Below are 16234 nucleotides of genomic sequence, written 5' to 3'. Positions count from 1 at the left end.
TGAATGGATGCGTTCAAGCGGCATAGCGCGAATTGTCTCCATCGCCTTGATGCCAATCTGAAGGTGGCGCGACACCTGTGTACGATAAAAATCGCTCGCCATGCCAGGCAATTTCAGCTCTCCGTGGAGAGGTTTGTCCGACACACACAGCAGCGTTCCATAAGGCACGCGGAAGCGAAAGCCGTTCGCCGCAATCGTCGCGCTTTCCATATCAAGACCAATTGCTCGTGACTGGCTGAGGCGCTGCACGGGACCGGATTGGTCGCGCAGTTCCCAGTTTCGGTTGTCGATCGTCGCAACCGTGCCGGTTCGCATGATGCGTTTCAACTCGTATCCACGAAGTTGGGTCACGTCAGCGACGGCCGTTTCCAGAGCGATTTGAATTTCGGCAAGCGCCGGGATCGGCACCCAGGTCGGAAGGTCATCATCAAGCACATGGTCTTCGCGCAGATAGGCGTGCGCGAGGACGAAGTCACCAAGCCGCTGGCTGCTGCGCAGACCAGCGCAGTGACCAAGCATCAGCCAGGCGTGCGGCCGCAGAACGGCGATGTGATCGGTTGCAGTTTTTGCGTTCGACGGGCCAACACCGATATTGACCAAAGTAATGCCGCCGCCGCCTTGGCGCTTCAGGTGATAGGTCGGCATCTGGGGAAGCTTTGCCGGGGCCGGAAGCGGCGCGTCTGGATCGGTTATCTCGATATTGCCGGGCCCTACGAATCCGATGTAACCGCTGTCGGGATCTTTGAGAGCAGCGCGGGCGATCATCTCGAATTCATCGACGTAGAATTGGTAGTTAGTAAACAGAACGTGGTTCTGAAAGTGCTCCGGAGTGGTCGCCGTGTAGTGGGACAGCCGCGCGAGCGAATAATCGATGCGTTGCGCGGTGAACGGAGCAAGCGGGTGCGATCCATCCGCGTGGACGAAGCCAAAGCCATTTACGATATCGTCATGCGTTGTGGACAAGTCCGGCACGTCAAAAACATCGCGCAGCGTGAACTCCATCACGCCTTCCTGCGGCACCGCAAGCGAGGCGTCGTTGGCGACAGCGAAATGCACCGGCATCGGCGTGAGAGAAGTTCCAATTTCAACTGAAGCGCCGTGGTTGTCGACCAAAAGCCCGATTTGCTGCCGTAGATAACCGGCGAAAAGGTCGGGTCTGGTGATGGTCGTCGAATACCGCCCGGGCTCGCTGACATGGCCAAAACTTAGGCGGTTATCAATCGGCGCGAAACTTGTCGTGGTTAGCCGGATCTCGGGATAATAAGCGCGATAGCGGACATCGGGTTGTCCGGTGCTCAGGGCGTCGTTGAACCGCTGACACAAAAAGTTCGAGGCAATCTCGTAAAGCTCGATCAACCGATCAACGGCGGCAGCCGGATCGCTGAAGAATTCGTGGTCTGGGGTCTCGGGGGCTGCGACCGACAAGCTTCTTGCGTCGCTCATAGCAATGCCCTCCGAATGAATTTTATTGGGGGATTTTTTCTTTTTTCCATCCCTGAAAATGCCATCGAACCGAGGCGGCTGCAAGGTTGATTTGTGCAATCCCGCTTGCCTCTTTCGGTCAATTCAGATTGCGTGCGGGTCATGACAAAAACGCTTCTTTCAATCGGTCACGGTTATTCGGCCAAAGCTCTGGCGCGGCGACTATTACCACATGGATGGCGCATTATCGGGACGACGCGGAACGAAGAAAAGGCCGTCAGCTTGCGGGAAACCGGGATCGAAGCCGTTGTTTGGCCTGGGACCGCGCTTCCGTTTGGGGAGGTCACACATGTTTTGACGTCGGTTTCGCCCGGCGAGGACGGCGACCCGGTATTGGCGACGCATAGGTCCGCGATTTCAAGCACGCGGCATCTTGAGTGGCTCGGGTATCTGTCAACGACAGGCGTCTACGGCGACCATCAGGGCGGCTGGGTTGACGAGGATACGCCCCTGGCCCCGGCGACAGAACGCGGGCTTGCGCGTAAGAAGGCCGAAGCCGAATGGGCCGAACTTGATCTGCCGCTGCACATTTTTCGACTGGCCGGGATTTATGGTCCGGGGCGCGGTCCGTTTGCCAAGGTACGGTCCGGAAGCGCGCGCCGGATCATAAAGGACGGTCAGGTTTTCAGTCGCGCGCATGTGGATGACATCGCGCAGGTTCTTGAGGCATCGATAAGGCACCCGAACGCTGGTCGCGCTTACAATGTTTGCGACGATGATCCGGCCCCGCCGCAGGACGTTATTGCCTACGCCGCCGAATTGTTGGGTCTGCCGGTGCCGGAAGCGATCAATTTCAAGGATGCCGAATTAAGCCCGATGGCGCGCAGTTTTTATGCCGAGTCCAAGCGCGTTCGCAACGACCGGATCAAAGACGAACTGGGTGTAACGCTGATCTATCCGGACTACCGGGCGGGATTGCGTGCCTTGCTTGCGGGCGAAAACGCGCGCGTCTAGGCCCGCTTCGAGATATCCGTGATGCCCAGCAAGTCCAGCACTTTTGCCTCGATATGCTCGGCATTCATCGCCGCGCTGTCGTACATGTCTTTCGGACTGGCGTGGTCAATGAAGGTGTCGGGCAAAATCATCGAGCGGAATTTCAACCCGTTGTCGAAGACGCCTTCATTCGCAAGAAGGTCAGCCACATGGCTTGCAAAGCCGCCAATCGCGCCCTCCTCGACAGTGATCAATGCAACGTGGCGGCTGACCAGATCAAGGATCAGGTCGCGGTCCAAAGGCTTGGCAAAACGTGCATCTGCGATGGTGGGGGAAATGCCTTTTGCCGCGAGGGCCTCGGCCGCCTTTTCAACTTCCGACAAGCGCGTACCGAAAGAAACGATTGCAACCTGGGTGCCCTCGCGCACGATCCTGCCTTTGCCGATCTCAAGCACCTTTCCGCGTTCCGGCATCTCGGCGCCAACGCCCTCGCCGCGCGGATAGCGGAAAGCGATGGGGCCATCGTTGTGGGCGGTAGCGGTGGCGACCATGTGGACAAGCTCGGCCTCGTCGGCGGCGGCCATAACCACCATGCCCGGCAGGCTTGCCATGTAGCCGATGTCAAAGGCACCAGCGTGAGTCGCGCCGTCGGCGCCAACAAGCCCGGCGCGGTCGATGGCAAATCGTACAGGAAGACGCTGAAGCGCAACGTCATGCACGATCTGATCGTACCCACGTTGCAGGAAGGTCGAGTAAATTGCGCAGAACGGCTTCATGCCCCCCGCAGCGAGACCGGCCGCAAAGGTGACGCCGTGTTGCTCGGCAATTCCGACATCGAAGCAGCGGCTGGGATAGCGTTCGGCGAACAGGTTCAATCCGGTGCCGTCGGGCATAGCGGCGGTGACAGCAACAATCTTGTCGTCACGAGATGCCTCGTCCAACAGCGCGTTGGCAAAAACCTTGGTGTAAGACGGCGCGTTTGAGGGTGCTTTGTTTTGCTCGCCGGTGACAACGTTGAATTTGGAAACACCGTGGCCTTTGTCGCGGGCGGATTCCGCAGGAGCATACCCTTTGCCCTTTTTGGTGATTACGTGGATCAGGATCGGACCCTGCGCCCGCGCCTTGACGGTCCGCAGAACCGGCAACAATTGGTCAAGGTCATGGCCGTCAATGGGGCCGAGGTAACTGAATCCAAGTTCTTCGAACAGCGTTCCGCCAACGACCGTGTGTTTCAACAGGTCCTTGGCCCGCTTTGCGCCCTCGCGAAAGGGCTCCGGCAGGAGGCTGACCGCGCCTTTGGCGGCGGCCTTGAATTCCTGAAATGGATCGCCGGCATAAAGTCGCGACAGATAAGATGACATGGCCCCAACCGGTGGCGCAATCGACATTTCGTTGTCGTTTAGAATGACAATCAGGCGCTTGCCCAGATGGCCCGCGTTGTTCATCGCCTCGTAGGCCATGCCCGCGCTGATTGCACCGTCGCCAATGACCGCGATACCGTCACCAATGCCTTCGGGCGTCCCACCTCCCAGATCGCGCGCAACCGAAAAGCCAAGGGCCGCAGAAATCGAGGTCGAGCTGTGTGCTGCGCCAAACGGATCATAGGGAGATTCAGAGCGTTTGGTGAAGCCGCTAAGCCCATCTTTTTGGCGCAGTGTCCGGATGCGGTCCCGGCGTCCTGTGAGGATCTTGTGCGGGTAAGACTGATGACTAACGTCCCAGATCAACTTGTCTTTCGGCGTGTCGAAAACCGCATGCAAAGCCACGGTCAATTCGACGACACCAAGTCCTGCGCCAAGGTGCCCGCCGGTCTCGCTTACCGCGCTGATCGTCTCGGCGCGCAGTTCGTCCGCGAGTTGGTGCAACTCGGCGTCCGAGAGCCGTTTCATATCGGCAGGCACGTTCACACGGTCAAGGATTGGGGTGTTGGGTCGGTCAGTCATGAAGGCTCCGGCGCGTCAGTGTTCGCGCGAGATAACGAAATTAGCGGCGTCACGCAAACCGTCCGCTCGCGCATCATATATGCAGAGCGCGTCGACTGCCTCTGCGACCAAGTCGCGCGCGCGTGCTTGGGCCCCACTAAGGCCTAGAAGTGAAACAAAGGTTGCCTTGCCTGCCTCGGCGTCTTTGTGAAGCCGCTTGCCTGCTTTTGCTTCGTCGCCGGTTTCGTCAAGGATGTCGTCGGCAATCTGAAAGGCCAGCCCAAGCGCGGTGGCATACCGCCTAAGGGGTTCGGAATCTTCGCCGGCGATGATCGCGCCGGCCTCGGCGGACCATCGGATCAGAGCGCCGGTTTTGTTGGATTGAAGCGTCATGATCTGTTCAAGCGTCAGCGCGCGCCCTGCGGTTTCGGCCGCGATATCCTGCGCCTGACCAAGCACCATGCCTTCGGCACCTGACGATTTGGCGAGAGTGCGGATGAGCTTGATACGCACGTCCGCATCAGGATGCACGTCGTCGCGCGCCAACAACTCGAACGCAAAAGTTTGCAGCGCGTCCCCCACAAGAACCGCAATTGCGTCGTCCCATTTCTTGTGAACCGTGGCCATGCCGCGCCGCAAGTCGTCATCGTCCATGCAAGGCAGATCGTCGTGGACCAGCGAATAGGCGTGGATACATTCGATGGCGGCGGCGGCAATCAGGTGGCCTTCGCGCGCGGGCTCGAACAATTTCGCGGTGTGTGTAACCAGAAATCCGCGCAACCGTTTCCCGCCGGTGGCCGCATAACGCATTCCTTCGGCGACGTTGTCTGCGCCAAGAGCGGACAGATAACCCTCAAGCGCCGCTCCAATGCGCGCACCTTCTGCCTTCAATTCGCTTTCAAAGCTCACTGCGGATCGACCGGTGTCGTCCCTTTGGGCTGGCCGCTTTCGTCCAGCGTAATCTGAGCGACCTTCTCTTCGGCCTCGGCCAGTTTCTTCTGGCAGTGGGCCTTTAACTCGGCCCCGCGCTCGTAGAGTTTGATCGAGTCCTCAAGCGGAACATCTCCGGCTTCAAGGCGATTTACGACACCTTCCAAGGCGCCCATTGCGTCCTCAAAGCTCATTTCGGCTACAGGTTTGTCGCTCATGCCCCTCGCTCCATCAGCACATCCACATGCACCGCAACGCTTGCGGCCAATGCGCTCAGATCATACCCGCCCTCAAGTGTCGAGACCACGCGACCCTTTGCCTGCGCGTCCGCCACGTCGCAGATTGCATGGGTTAACCAAGCGAAGTCCTCGGTGCTCCAGTTCAGGTTGGCCAATGGGTCAGCAGCGTGAGCATCAAAGCCTGCCGAGACAATGACAAGCTCGGGCGCGAAATCATAAACGGCGGGCAGAATGATGTCGCCCCAGGCGCGCTTCATCTCGGCCCCACCCGTCATCGGAGCCAATGGCATATTCAGGATGTTATTATGAAGGCCAGTGTCATGCACCGCACCGGACCCCGGATAAAGCGGCATCTGATGCGAAGACGCGAACAGGCAGCGCGCCTCGTCCCAAAGCAGGTCTTGTGTGCCATTGCCGTGGTGGACGTCGAAATCAAGTACGGCCACACGCGTCAGGCCATGATGGTCCAGCGCGCGTTTAGCAGCGATGGCCGCGTTCCCAAATAGGCAAAACCCCATCGCGGTTTCGGCTTCCGCGTGGTGTCCGGGTGGGCGCATAGCAACGAAGGCGTTGGCCACTTCGCCCGCAAGGACCGCATCCACTGCGGCGCAACACCCGCCGACGCCGCGCAGAGCCGCTTCAAGCGAACCCGGCACAACGTGGGTGTCGCCGTCAAGGGCGGCGGATCCCGATTTAGGGATCGAGGCTTCGACCCGATCGACGTATCTTTCGGGATGGCACCGCAATACTTCGGCGCGATCCGCTAGCGGTGCGATACGGCGATCAAGCGACGCAAAGCGGCTCGCGGACAGAGCATTTTGCACCGCTTCATAGCGAAGCGTGCTTTCCGGATGGCCCGTCGGCGTGACGTGACTGAGGGCGGATTTGTGGGAATAAAGCGCTGTGGTCATTTTCATCTAAATCCAAATACGCGCAGACAGAGCGGGAGGCGTTGCGTCGCCTCAGTCAGGGGACAGCATATATCCCGCACCGCGCACCGTCTGAAGGTAGCGAGGTTGTTTCGGATCGGTTTCTAGCTTGCGGCGTAGGCGTGTGATCTGCACATCCACGGCGCGCTCCTGCGCTTGTCCGCCGTCGCGACCCAGATCTTCGACAAGCTTCGCGCGCGCGATCGCTTCGCCCGCACAGCCAGAGAAAATTCGCATCAGTTGGGATTCTGTGGGCGTCAATCGCACAGGGTCTTCACCCTGCCAAAGCGAGCCCTTTTCGACGTCATAGCGCAGTGCCCCAAGGTGCAGAACTTTCGGCGCAACATCGACCGGTTCGGCCGCAGGAACTCGTCGTAGAATAGAATTGATCCGGAGGAGAAGCTCTTTCGGCTCGAACGGTTTAGCAAGATAATCGTCAGCACCAGCTTCCAAACCCGCAACGCGATCATCGGCTTCATTCTTGGCAGTCAATAGCATGATCGGAAGGTCGCGGGTTTCGCGTAGGCGTTTGCAGAAGCTGACGCCGTCTTCGCCGGGCATCATCACATCAAGCACCAGAAGGTCGAAATCCAGCCCGCTGAGAATGCGTTCAGCGTGGGCCGCGTCGCGCGCAGACGTCACAAGGAACCCATTCCGCATCAGGAACTTCTGAAGCAGGCCGCGAATTCGTTCGTCGTCATCGACGATTAGCAGATGGACATCAGACTGGCTCATGTGCCGCCCTCCTTAAGGCGCTTGTAGTGCCGTCGTATGTCGGCGTCCATCATCGCTTCCAGGACCTGACGAAAACCTGATACCGCGTCAGGACCGGCCTGACGAAAGGCGCTGCGCATCCGGTCACGCTGTGCGTTGGACAATTCGCGCTCAAGTGCCTGGCCCAGATCAGTGAGAAAGAGATGACGTTCCCGTTTGTCTTGTTTTCCAATCCGGCTTTCGACCAAACCATCGCTGATCAGTGTGCGAAGCACGCGATTGAGGGATTGTTTGGTCACACCAAGAATGGACAGAAGATTGTTCACAGTTGTCCCGGGGGAACGGTTGATGAAGTGGATGGCCCGGTGATGGGCGCGACCGTAGCTTTTTTCGGAGAGGATCCGATCGGGATCCGCCGTGAAGCCACGATAGGCAAAGAACATCGCCTCAATGCCTTTGCGCAACTGATCGTCGGTCAAAAAAAGTAGGTTCTCGCCGCTTGGGGAACCACTGCTGTCTGCCATCACGACCTCTCATCATTGGCCCCAACATTATGTCAGCCTTGTTGACATTCCAAGCCTCTACTGGTAGCGATTCTCGAATTTTCCGCAACTTTATGACCGTTGTGGACCTAAACGCGCAACTTTTGCAAACGGAGGCCGCTATGGCAGGCGCATATGATGATCGCGACGGACTGATCTGGATGGATGGGAAAATGGTGGATTGGCGCGAGGCAAATGTGCATATCCTGACCCACGCGATGCACTATGCTTCCAGCGTCTTTGAGGGTGAGCGGGCCTACAACGGCAAGATTTTTGAAAGTCGGAAGCATTCAGAGCGTCTGCATTTTTCGGCCGGGCAGCTCGACTTTCAGATCCCCTGGACCGTCGACGAAATCGAGGCTGCAAAACAGGAAGTCCTGACCGCAAACGGCTACACCGACGCCTATGTTCGCGCGATTGCCTGGCGCGGTGCGGGCGAAGATATGGGAGTCGCTTCCGCCAGAAATCCGGTCCGCCTTGCCATCGCTTCGTGGGAATGGGGTGCCTATTATGGCGATGCGAAAATGAAGGGCGCGAAGCTTGATATTGCCAAATGGAAACGCCCCTCGCCTGAAACTATTCCATGTCACGCGAAGGCGGCCGGCCTTTACATGATCTGCACGCTCTCAAAGCACGCCGCCGAAGCCAAGGGCTGCTCAGACGCCATGATGTTCGATTATCGTGGCTATGTTGCCGAGGCGACCGGCGCGAATATCTTCTTTGTGAAAGACGGGGAAGTGCACACGCCAACTCCCGATTGCTTCCTGAACGGCATCACGCGGCAGACCGTCGTGAGAATGCTTAAGGATCGGCAAATCATCGTGCATGAACGCCACATTTTGCCCGAGGAACTTGAAAGCTTCGAGCAATGCTGGCTAACCGGAACGGCTGCTGAAGTGACGCCCGTTGGTCATATCGGCGACTACAACTTCGAGGTTGGCGCGCTGGCGCGCGATGTAGCGGAGAGCTATGAGAAGTTGGTTCGGATCTGATCCGCTGATTGAACTTAACACAGCGCTCGGCTTTCATTGGCCGGGCGTTTTGTGTTTCAGGGATCAATCCCACGGCGCCAAAGCCAAAAGATCACGGCGCAAATGGCGATGACCTGAAGCGCGATAATTGCATTCAGTTGTAGGGCAAAGGGTTGCTTACGTGTTTTGTGCCGAAAACGCCTCTGCGCGATCTTGGACCCAATGCTGCCGCCAAAAAATGCAAAGTTCAGCAACGCGCTTTCGCGAATGCGTTGTTTATCGTTCCGGGCTTTTTTCTTGTCCCAACCAAACGCTAGAAAAGCCAGCAGATTAATCACGGCTAAGTAGGCGAACGCCCAGAAGACAATCGCCATCCTACCAGAATTTCCACCACCGCTTCTTCGAGCGATCCTGCCGGTCCACCATGCCGATGGAATTGTAGATCTCGCCATCGTCGCCCTGAAGTTTGCCGCCAAGGGCATCCGCAATCAGGAACATCTTCTGGATCATCAGATCATCCGGATTTGTCGCCACAATGTTTCCAGCGGAATACCACAGCAGCGCGGCGCTTTTTCCATCTTTACGGTTCGGCCAGTCTTTCCATGTGGCCAGTGTCTCATCCTGTACGCTGAATTCTTCGCCGCGCTCGTTTGCGACGACGACGGCCTCGCGTTCGGGACGCATCGACTTGTCACTGCCAACATAATCCAACCACTCTTCACGGGTGATCGCCGGCCCGTCAGTGTCAGACCAATCGTCTTTTCGGGTTATATGAAGGTCGTAGCCCAAGGAAACCCCGCATTAATATACCTAAATCAATGCCGATACTCTGCACCACGCCTGTGGCACAGGTCCATGAAAGAGTTCCGAATGGGCGGAAACAGATTATCGTCAGGACAACAACACCACACCAAAGCCTAGCCGTATTTTGTGACATGTTGGCGACCCTTGCCGCGCTTCAACTTCAGATAATGCTCGCGAAGGATAATCATCACACCCGCAGCGATCACAATGCTGGCCCCAAGAAGCATGAACATTGTGGGCACTTCTCCGAACACGGCATAGCCGATGGCAATAGCGAATAGCATCGAGGCATATTCGAACGGAGCGATGATAGAAGCGTCACCGTACCGATATGCACTTGTAAGGAGAATTTGGCCAAGACCACCGAGAAGACCCGACCCAACAAGGCAGGCCAGCACCATCGCAGACGGCACCTTCCACCCGAACGGGGCCGTGAACAGCGACAAAAGCGTCGCCGTCACGGAGAACCAGAAGACGATGGCGGCTGTGTGTTCCGTTTCGACCAGTTTGCGCACGAATATCTGAGCGAACGCCGCGCACATCGACCCGGTCAGGACGATCAAAGCGCCATAGGCCAGTTGTGGGTCAACGTTGTTGCCAGTGAACAACGTAAGGCGCGGCCACAGAATGATTAAAACCCCGACCATCCCCATTCCCACGGCCCCCAACCGCACGGCGCGCACACGCTCGCCAAGCATCAATGCGGCCAAGATCACCACGAAAAGTGGCATCGCATACTGAATGGCCTTCACTTCTGACAGCGGCAAAATGGCCAACCCTGCAAAGCTGAGACCCATGGCGGTCGATCCGATCAACCCGCGCCACAAGTGGCCTACCGGATTTGTCGTCCACAGTCCTTTCGGGAAGTTGCCCTGCCAAATCAGCCATCCTAGGATCACCGGCATTGCGCACAGCGATCGAAAAAACACGGTTTGTCCGGGCGGGACCTCGGCTGATGCTGCCTTGATCAAAGTCGCCATCAGAACGAATAAAATGACCGAGGCGACCTTCAGGGCAATGGCGCGAAAGGGGTTGGGCTGGGCAATACTCATGCCCTTCCCTTATCAACCGTTCCGCCGCGCCACCAGTCGTCTAGGTTTGCGCTCGTGCGATCCGCAGGTATCCTTTCAGCTTTGCGGCACCCCGCATCCGCGTATTGCGAAAGCTTTGAAATACAGTGGAAATTCCATTTGCGTCGCTTCGAAAATGCTTCATGCGAGCCGTCCCGCGCGTGCGCTTGCGGCGCAAGAGAAGGGTGTTCATGTTTGATCCTCTCTTTCTCTTATCACCCTATCCTAGCACAAATCGCTATTTTGACGAAGTCCCCTGAAGTCGCCCGACCGCCCAAAGCGCTGCATCGCTCACGGTCGGGTCCGGGTCGGCGATTAGCTGCCGGGCAGTGTCGCAAAGAGCTGGGTCGCCCGAGTTCCCAATCGCGTAGAGTACATTGCGCACAAAGCGGTCTCGTCCGATGCGCTTGATCGGGGAGCCTGAAAAGAAGGCGCGGAATTGAGTTTCATCCAGCATGGCGAGGTCTGCAAGGGGCGGAGCGTTCAGATCATCGCGCGCCGCATAGCGATAATCGCGCGCGGTGTTTGCGAATTTGTTCCATGGACAAACCGCAAGGCAATCGTCGCAGCCATAAATTCGGTTGCCAAGTTTGGGGCGAAGAGCCTCGTCCACCGGGCCTTTGTGTTCGATCGTGAGGTAGGAAATGCAAAGCCGCGCATCAAGTTGATAAGGCGCCGGGAACGCGTCGGTGGGACAGATATCCAGGCAACGGCGGCAGCTGCCGCAATGATCGACTTCGGGTTCATCTGGTTGAAGTTTCGCAGTGGTGAAAATTGCACCTAGAAAAAACCAGTTTCCCAGATCGCGGCTGAGAAGGTTTGTATGTTTGCCCTGCCAGCCCAGACCTGCCGCCTGCCCCAAGGCCTTTTCTGGTACCGGGGCAGTATCGACGAAAACCTTCACCTCGCAAGCCGCCTCGGCCACAAGCCAGCGTGCAACGCGCTTCAGGCGTTTCTTGACAATATCGTGGTAGTCTTTGTTGCGCGCGTAGACAGAGACAACGCCACGATCTTGCCGCTTCAAATCTTCGAGGGGGTCGTGGTCCGGCGTATAGGCCTCGGCCAACATGATGACCGACTGCGCGTCGGGCCAAAGGGCTGCCGGGTCACCTCGCCAGGTCGCGCGATCTTCGAGCCACGTCATCTGCCCATGCCGACCCGCTTCAAGAAAAGCCGTGAGCCGCCCCGGCACTTCTGGCACAGAGTCGGGCGTGCATATGCGCGCCATCGCAAACCCGGCGTCTGTCGCCTCTTCGGCAAGGCGAGATTTCAGATCACCTAGGGCCATACACGACTTGAAAACGGTCCGAACCAGTGCTTTTTTCCCCGAAACATCGGCCCTCAGAAATCCAGATCGGCATAGTGCGCCGGAGGCGGGAACCCAGGAACCGTGTCTGCCAGCAGACGCCGGAAGGCAGGGCGGGATTTGATCCGCGCATACCAGTCGCGCACGGTCGGATACGCGTTCCAGTCCACATCCGAAATGTAATCCAGCGCGGACAAATGGCCCGCAGCGGCAAAATCAGCGAGCGACAATTCATTTCCGGCAAGCCACCGACGTTGATCCAAAAGCCAGCTCATGTAGGCCAGATGCTTTTTTATCGCACGGGCGCCCGCTTTGACGTTCGCGCTGTCGGGGTAGCCTTCTTTGGTGATCTTTTTGTTCACCCGCTCGTAAAGCAGTTTGGACGTCACCTCGAAGTGGAATTTATCGTCAAACCAACCGACGAGGCGACGCACTTCGTGGCGTTCGGCAAAATCCTTCGGCAAAAGTGGCGGATCTGGATACGCCTCTTCGATGTATTCGCAAATCGCGGCACTTTCGGCCAAAGTCAGGCCGTCAATCTTCAGAACCGGGACTTTGCCCGCAGGATTACGCCGCAGAAAATCGGGATCACGCTCCCAATAACGTTCCTCGACAAGTTCAACCTCAAGCTTCTTTTCAGCAAGCGATAGCCGCACCTTGCGACAATACGGAGACAAAGGGACGTGATAAAGTCGGATCATCTGTGTGCGGTGCCTGTTTGAGTGCCTGTTCCTTCAATGCCCCAGCGGGCGCGCGGTTTCAACACTGACGCGCGTGTAATGCCTATCGGGCAAAGCACCTGGCACGTCCATCTGCGCGGATCGTTGCCGCTCCGTCGGCAATAGCGCGAGCGCGACGGTCGACAAAGCTTGACGGGCTGACGGCTTGGCGCTCTTTCGGATTGGGCAGGACGGCGGCAAGAAGCGAGGCTTGGCGCAATGTTAAATCTGCCGCGCGGACCCCGAAGTGATGCTGCGCGGCAGCTTCGATGCCGAAGATGCCTTCATCAAATTCCGCGACATTTATGTAAACCTCGACGATGCGCCGCTTGGACCACATCGCTTCAACGACTGGCGTCATCAGGGCTTCCAGAGCTTTGCGCGGCCAGCTTCGTCCTTGCCAGAGCCAGACGTTTTTCACCGTCTGCTGTGTCAGCGTCGAGGCGCCGCGATCCGCGCCTTCCTGAATGGCGGCACGCAGTTGCGCCATGTCGAACCCCCAATGGAGACAGAAATTCGCATCCTCAGCGGCAACAACGGCCTGAAGCGCCTCTGGGGCGATTGTATCGGCCGAAACCCAGTCGCGACGTATACCGCCAAGACGGACACCTTCGCTTAGAATATAGGGCGTGGTTGGCGGTGGTAGGACCGAATAGACGCCGACGCTGAGCACAATGGCACCCGCAAATGCCACAAGGGCGCGTGTGACGTGACGCAACGGACGGCGCTTTGAAGCGGTCGCTGCCTTCGACGTTCTGCGCGGTTTTCGGGGTGTGGTTTTCTTCGCCATAACGATCAGGTCGCATGACTGACCCCGCAGGGCAAGTCAGTCGGGGTTACTCGGCAGCGCGGTCGTGCGGATCTTCTACCTCATGCAGAAGTCGCGATTCTGCGCGCCGGGCTTCCGCCTTCTCGCGTTTCTTAGCGAATTTCTTTTTGAGACGCGCCACGCGGGCTTTTTGGTAGGCATTCAGCAACGGATTGGAGAGTAGATAGCCAGCCATTCCCATCAGAATGCCAGGGATAATCCCGCCGATAAGATAGGGTAGGAAAAATTCATACCAAAAGCCCGACAGGCTTCCCCAAGCTGTCGGAGTAGTCGTAAAGATCGCCATGAGATTGCGCCACAACTCGACCGCCGCGTCTGAAAACGCAGGGACTACATATTGCAGCGGGATCGGTGGCCGGCCCAGCATGAACGCGCCGAGCTCCATGGAAACCGCCGCGATCAATGGGAACGTCAGGGGGTTGCCAAAGAAGGTCGCCATAAGCGCTGCCATGACGTTTCCACGGATCACCCACGCAAGCCATGCCGCCACAAAGAAGTGCATACCGAAGAATGGTGTGAAGCAGGTGAATACGCCGACGGCGATGCCGCGGCTGATTTTATGGGCTGGGTCAGGAAGCCGCCGGACACGATGGATCAAGTATTGCACAGCACGCGACCATCCTCCGCGCGGATAGAGAGCCTGCACGACTGCCTGCAAATACGTCCTTGGTGTGCGTCGCTTAAAAACCACTTTTTCTAGTCCATCCCCGCCTCAAGGTTTGCGGCCCAAATCTCGGTGCCGCGTTATCGCAGCGACATCGCTGTCGGCTTCAAGGGCCAACACCACTGCATGAAGGTGCTCAATATCCCGCAGCTCCGCGTCGACAATGAGGCGGTAAAAGTCCGGTTTTCGGTCAATGAACACAAGATCAGAGATATTCGCCCCTTGCTCGCCGAACAACGTGCAAATCCGCCCAAGGACACCACTATCGTTCGCAATCGTTAAATCAAAGCTGACACCATGCGCTGCCGGGTGCCGACCTTCCTGCCAATGGAGGTCGACCCAGCGGTTGGAATGCTCGGCAAGCTCGGCCAGAGCTTCGCAATCGATCGCGTGGATCATCACACCTTTGCCACGATAACTGATGCCAACGACGCGTTCACCCGGGACCGGCTGACAACAGTCGGCGCGGCGAAAGGTCTGGCTTGGTTTCAGGCCGACGATGGCCCGGGCCGTATCGATCTCGTCACCAGTTTTACGGGCAAGGTCGGGGTAAAGCGTTTCGATCACCTGCCGCGCGTTCAATTCCGCAGAGCCAATTCGTGCCAGAAGCGTGTCGCGGTCTTCAAGTCTGAGCTGTTTGGCGGCCGTGCTAAGCGCTTTCTCGGTGGCGCGCTTTCCGACGTGCTCGAACGCCACGCGTACCAGTTCGCGGCCAAGTTTGATAAACCGCTCGCGGTCTTCTTCGCGCAAACTGCGTCGGATTGAGGCCTTTGCGCGCCCTGTGGCCACGATGTCGATCCATGTGGCCTGGGGGCGCTGACCTTCGGCGGTCATGATCTCGACCGACTGCCCGTTCTTAAGCCGGGTCCAAAGCGGCACGCGAATCGCATCGACTTTTGCACCGACGCAACCGTCGCCAATCCGCGTATGAATGGCATAGGCGAAATCGAGTGGCGTTGCCCCGCGTGGCAGCTTCACCACCTCGCCTTTGGGCGTGAAACAGAAGACTTGGTCAGCGTACATCTCAAGTTTCACGTGCTCGAGAAACTCGTCGTGGTCTTCCTCGTCAAAGCGTTCGGTCAGTGTGGCGATCCAGCTTGCCGGATCAACAGCAAACGGGTTTTCGGCGCGCACACCATCGCGGTAGGACCAGTGCGCAGCCACACCCGCTTCGGCCACTTCGTGCATGACGTGGGTGCGGATTTGCACCTCGACTCGCTTGCCGTCGCGGCCCGATACCGTGGTGTGAATGGATCGATAGCCGTTAGACTTCGGTTGACTGATATAGTCCTTGAACCGCCCCGGCACCGACCGCCAACGCTGATGCACCGCGCCCAGCGCTGCATAGCAATCGGCCTCGGTGTCGACCAAAATACGGAAGCCATAGATGTCCGAAAGCCGGGAAAACCCGATGTCTTTCTCCTGCATCTTTCGCCAGATCGAGTGGGGTTTTTTCGCGCGGCCGAATGTTTCCGCCTTGATACCGGCCTTATCCAGTTCGCCTTCAATATCTGTCGTAATCTTTTGAATAACGTCGCCGGTTTCGCGCTGAAGCGTGATGAAGCGGCGGATAATCGAGTTTCGCGCATCCGGGTAGAGAACGCGGAACGCGAGGTCTTCCAGTTCTTCACGCATCCACTGCATACCCATACGACCGGCAAGCGGCGCAAAGATATCCATTGTTTCGCGTGCCTTCTGGGCTTGTTTGTCTGCACGCATCGAGCGGATCGTGCGCATATTGTGCAAACGGTCTGCCAACTTCACAAGGATCACGCGCAAGTCTTTCGACATGGCGATGAACAGCTTGCGGAAGTTTTCGGACTGCTTTGTTTCTGTGGACGACAACTGCAGGTTGGTCAGTTTGGTAACGCCATCAACCAATTCAGCGATCTCGCGGCCAAACAGCTTTTCAATCTCAGAATAGGTCGAACGAGTGTCTTCGATTGTATCGTGCAAAAGCGCCGTGATGATGGTTGCATCATCCAGTTGTTGTTCCGTGAGGATCGCCGCAACCGAGACGGGATGCGTGAAATAGGGCTCCCCCGAGTGGCGTTTTTGGCCCTCGTGCATCTCCTGCCCATAGTTATAGGCAGCCTCAATTAGCTTTGCGTTGGTCTTTGGATTGTAGTTGCGGACAAGCGCGATCAGATCGTCGGCGTCAATCATCGGCCCACCCCTCG

18 protein-coding genes are annotated in these 16234 nt (G+C 57.7%); 2 read left to right on the top strand and 16 right to left on the bottom strand.

Annotated elements, in window-relative coordinates; all coding sequences use genetic code 11:
• On the bottom strand, window positions 1-1443 hold a 1443-nt coding region (locus Q1B15_RS15665; RefSeq protein WP_299755275.1), incomplete at its 3' end, for an AMP nucleosidase.
• 141 nt (window positions 1444-1584) lie between these two features.
• On the opposite strand from Q1B15_RS15665, the gene Q1B15_RS15660 reads away from it, so the two are divergent.
• Window positions 1585-2436, top strand: a complete 852-nt coding sequence (locus Q1B15_RS15660) for an SDR family oxidoreductase (protein WP_299755273.1) — start codon at window positions 1585-1587, stop codon at window positions 2434-2436.
• On the opposite strand, the gene dxs is transcribed toward Q1B15_RS15660, so the two are convergent.
• From dxs to Q1B15_RS15630, 6 genes are read right to left on the bottom strand one after another with little or no spacing between them, the layout of a single operon-like run.
• Window positions 2433-4358: a 1-deoxy-D-xylulose-5-phosphate synthase gene (gene dxs / locus Q1B15_RS15655; RefSeq protein ID WP_299755271.1), complete on the bottom strand. Its 1926-nt coding sequence runs from the start codon at window positions 4356-4358 to the stop codon at window positions 2433-2435. The genes Q1B15_RS15660 and dxs overlap by 4 nt on opposite strands.
• Before the next feature lie 15 nt (window positions 4359-4373).
• The gene (locus Q1B15_RS15650; RefSeq protein ID WP_299755287.1) at window positions 4374-5207 is read right to left on the bottom strand and encodes a farnesyl diphosphate synthase; all 834 of its coding nucleotides are present in this window, start codon (window positions 5205-5207) and stop codon (window positions 4374-4376) included.
• A 35-nt stretch (window positions 5208-5242) separates the two neighbouring features.
• The gene (locus Q1B15_RS15645; protein ID WP_299755268.1) at window positions 5243-5485 is read right to left on the bottom strand and encodes an exodeoxyribonuclease VII small subunit; all 243 of its coding nucleotides are present in this window, start codon (window positions 5483-5485) and stop codon (window positions 5243-5245) included.
• Window positions 5482-6417: a histone deacetylase family protein gene (locus Q1B15_RS15640; protein ID WP_299755284.1), complete on the bottom strand. Its 936-nt coding sequence runs from the start codon at window positions 6415-6417 to the stop codon at window positions 5482-5484. Before Q1B15_RS15640 ends, Q1B15_RS15645 begins: the two co-directional genes overlap by 4 nt.
• Window positions 6418-6468: 51 nt before the next feature.
• Window positions 6469-7170 carry a response regulator gene (locus Q1B15_RS15635; protein ID WP_299755266.1) on the bottom strand — a complete coding sequence of 234 codons (702 nt, stop codon included), beginning with the start codon at window positions 7168-7170 and terminating at the stop codon, window positions 6469-6471.
• The gene (locus tag Q1B15_RS15630) at window positions 7167-7673 is read right to left on the bottom strand and encodes a MarR family transcriptional regulator (protein ID WP_299755264.1); all 507 of its coding nucleotides are present in this window, start codon (window positions 7671-7673) and stop codon (window positions 7167-7169) included. The genes Q1B15_RS15635 and Q1B15_RS15630 overlap by 4 nt, the downstream gene beginning before the upstream one ends.
• Window positions 7674-7813: 140 nt before the next feature.
• On the opposite strand from Q1B15_RS15630, the gene Q1B15_RS15625 reads away from it, so the two are divergent.
• Entirely contained in the window at window positions 7814-8683 is an 870-nt protein-coding gene (locus Q1B15_RS15625; RefSeq protein WP_299755262.1) for a branched-chain amino acid aminotransferase, read from the top strand.
• Window positions 8684-8739: 56 nt separating this feature from the next.
• On the opposite strand, the gene Q1B15_RS15620 is transcribed toward Q1B15_RS15625, so the two are convergent.
• From Q1B15_RS15620 to Q1B15_RS15580, 9 genes are all read right to left on the bottom strand, one after another.
• Window positions 8740-9036 carry a DUF1294 domain-containing protein gene (locus tag Q1B15_RS15620; RefSeq protein WP_299755260.1) on the bottom strand — a complete coding sequence of 99 codons (297 nt, stop codon included), beginning with the start codon at window positions 9034-9036 and terminating at the stop codon, window positions 8740-8742.
• Window position 9037: 1 nt separating this feature from the next.
• Window positions 9038-9451, bottom strand: coding sequence for a hypothetical protein (locus tag Q1B15_RS15615; protein WP_299755257.1), 414 nt, complete (start codon window positions 9449-9451; stop codon window positions 9038-9040).
• A gap of 128 nt (window positions 9452-9579) precedes the next feature.
• The gene (locus Q1B15_RS15610; protein WP_299755256.1) at window positions 9580-10518 is read right to left on the bottom strand and encodes a DMT family transporter; all 939 of its coding nucleotides are present in this window, start codon (window positions 10516-10518) and stop codon (window positions 9580-9582) included.
• 40 nt (window positions 10519-10558) lie between these two features.
• Window positions 10559-10729, bottom strand: coding sequence for a hypothetical protein (locus Q1B15_RS15605; RefSeq protein WP_299755254.1), 171 nt, complete (start codon window positions 10727-10729; stop codon window positions 10559-10561).
• Window positions 10730-10774: 45 nt separating this feature from the next.
• Window positions 10775-11824, bottom strand: a complete 1050-nt coding sequence (queG, locus tag Q1B15_RS15600; RefSeq protein WP_299755251.1) for a tRNA epoxyqueuosine(34) reductase QueG — start codon at window positions 11822-11824, stop codon at window positions 10775-10777.
• A gap of 53 nt (window positions 11825-11877) precedes the next feature.
• The gene (locus tag Q1B15_RS15595; RefSeq protein WP_299755249.1) at window positions 11878-12543 is read right to left on the bottom strand and encodes a glutathione S-transferase family protein; all 666 of its coding nucleotides are present in this window, start codon (window positions 12541-12543) and stop codon (window positions 11878-11880) included.
• 82 nt (window positions 12544-12625) lie between these two features.
• On the bottom strand, window positions 12626-13351 hold the full coding sequence (gene mtgA, locus Q1B15_RS15590) for a monofunctional biosynthetic peptidoglycan transglycosylase (RefSeq protein ID WP_299755247.1): 726 nt from the start codon (window positions 13349-13351) through the stop codon (window positions 12626-12628).
• Window positions 13352-13397: 46 nt separating this feature from the next.
• On the bottom strand, window positions 13398-13997 hold the full coding sequence (locus Q1B15_RS15585) for a DUF2062 domain-containing protein (protein ID WP_366141736.1): 600 nt from the start codon (window positions 13995-13997) through the stop codon (window positions 13398-13400).
• A gap of 105 nt (window positions 13998-14102) precedes the next feature.
• Window positions 14103-16220, bottom strand: coding sequence for a bifunctional (p)ppGpp synthetase/guanosine-3',5'-bis(diphosphate) 3'-pyrophosphohydrolase (locus Q1B15_RS15580; RefSeq protein WP_299755242.1), 2118 nt, complete (start codon window positions 16218-16220; stop codon window positions 14103-14105).
• Between the last annotated feature and the right edge of the window lie 14 nt (window positions 16221-16234).

This window comes from uncultured Boseongicola sp. (assembly GCF_937988555.1).
In the GTDB taxonomy this organism is placed as follows: Bacteria; Pseudomonadota; Alphaproteobacteria; order Rhodobacterales; family Rhodobacteraceae; genus Boseongicola.
Note: the sequence above shows the minus strand (reverse complement) of the source record. Positions and strands in the feature narration are given on the sequence as shown.

Excerpts from the sequence above, each read along its gene's own strand:
- dxs (WP_299755271.1), bottom strand. The coding sequence starts at position 4,358 with ATGACTGACCGACCCAACACCCCAATCCTTGACCGTGTGAACGTGCCT.
- Q1B15_RS15610 (WP_299755256.1), bottom strand. The coding sequence starts at position 10,518 with ATGAGTATTGCCCAGCCCAACCCCTTTCGCGCCATTGCCCTGAAGGTC.
- mtgA (WP_299755247.1), bottom strand. The coding sequence starts at position 13,351 with ATGGCGAAGAAAACCACACCCCGAAAACCGCGCAGAACGTCGAAGGCA.
- Q1B15_RS15645 (WP_299755268.1), bottom strand. The coding sequence starts at position 5,485 with ATGAGCGACAAACCTGTAGCCGAAATGAGCTTTGAGGACGCAATGGGC.
- Q1B15_RS15620 (WP_299755260.1), bottom strand. The coding sequence starts at position 9,036 with ATGGCGATTGTCTTCTGGGCGTTCGCCTACTTAGCCGTGATTAATCTG.
- Q1B15_RS15640 (WP_299755284.1), bottom strand. The coding sequence starts at position 6,417 with ATGACCACAGCGCTTTATTCCCACAAATCCGCCCTCAGTCACGTCACG.
- Q1B15_RS15580 (WP_299755242.1), bottom strand. The coding sequence starts at position 16,220 with ATGATTGACGCCGACGATCTGATCGCGCTTGTCCGCAACTACAATCCA.
- Q1B15_RS15595 (WP_299755249.1), bottom strand. The coding sequence starts at position 12,543 with ATGATCCGACTTTATCACGTCCCTTTGTCTCCGTATTGTCGCAAGGTG.
- Q1B15_RS15605 (WP_299755254.1), bottom strand. The coding sequence starts at position 10,729 with ATGAACACCCTTCTCTTGCGCCGCAAGCGCACGCGCGGGACGGCTCGC.
- Q1B15_RS15660 (WP_299755273.1), top strand. The coding sequence starts at position 1,585 with ATGACAAAAACGCTTCTTTCAATCGGTCACGGTTATTCGGCCAAAGCT.
- Q1B15_RS15635 (WP_299755266.1), bottom strand. The coding sequence starts at position 7,170 with ATGAGCCAGTCTGATGTCCATCTGCTAATCGTCGATGACGACGAACGA.
- Q1B15_RS15630 (WP_299755264.1), bottom strand. The coding sequence starts at position 7,673 with ATGGCAGACAGCAGTGGTTCCCCAAGCGGCGAGAACCTACTTTTTTTG.
- queG (WP_299755251.1), bottom strand. The coding sequence starts at position 11,824 with ATGGCCCTAGGTGATCTGAAATCTCGCCTTGCCGAAGAGGCGACAGAC.
- Q1B15_RS15625 (WP_299755262.1), top strand. The coding sequence starts at position 7,814 with ATGGCAGGCGCATATGATGATCGCGACGGACTGATCTGGATGGATGGG.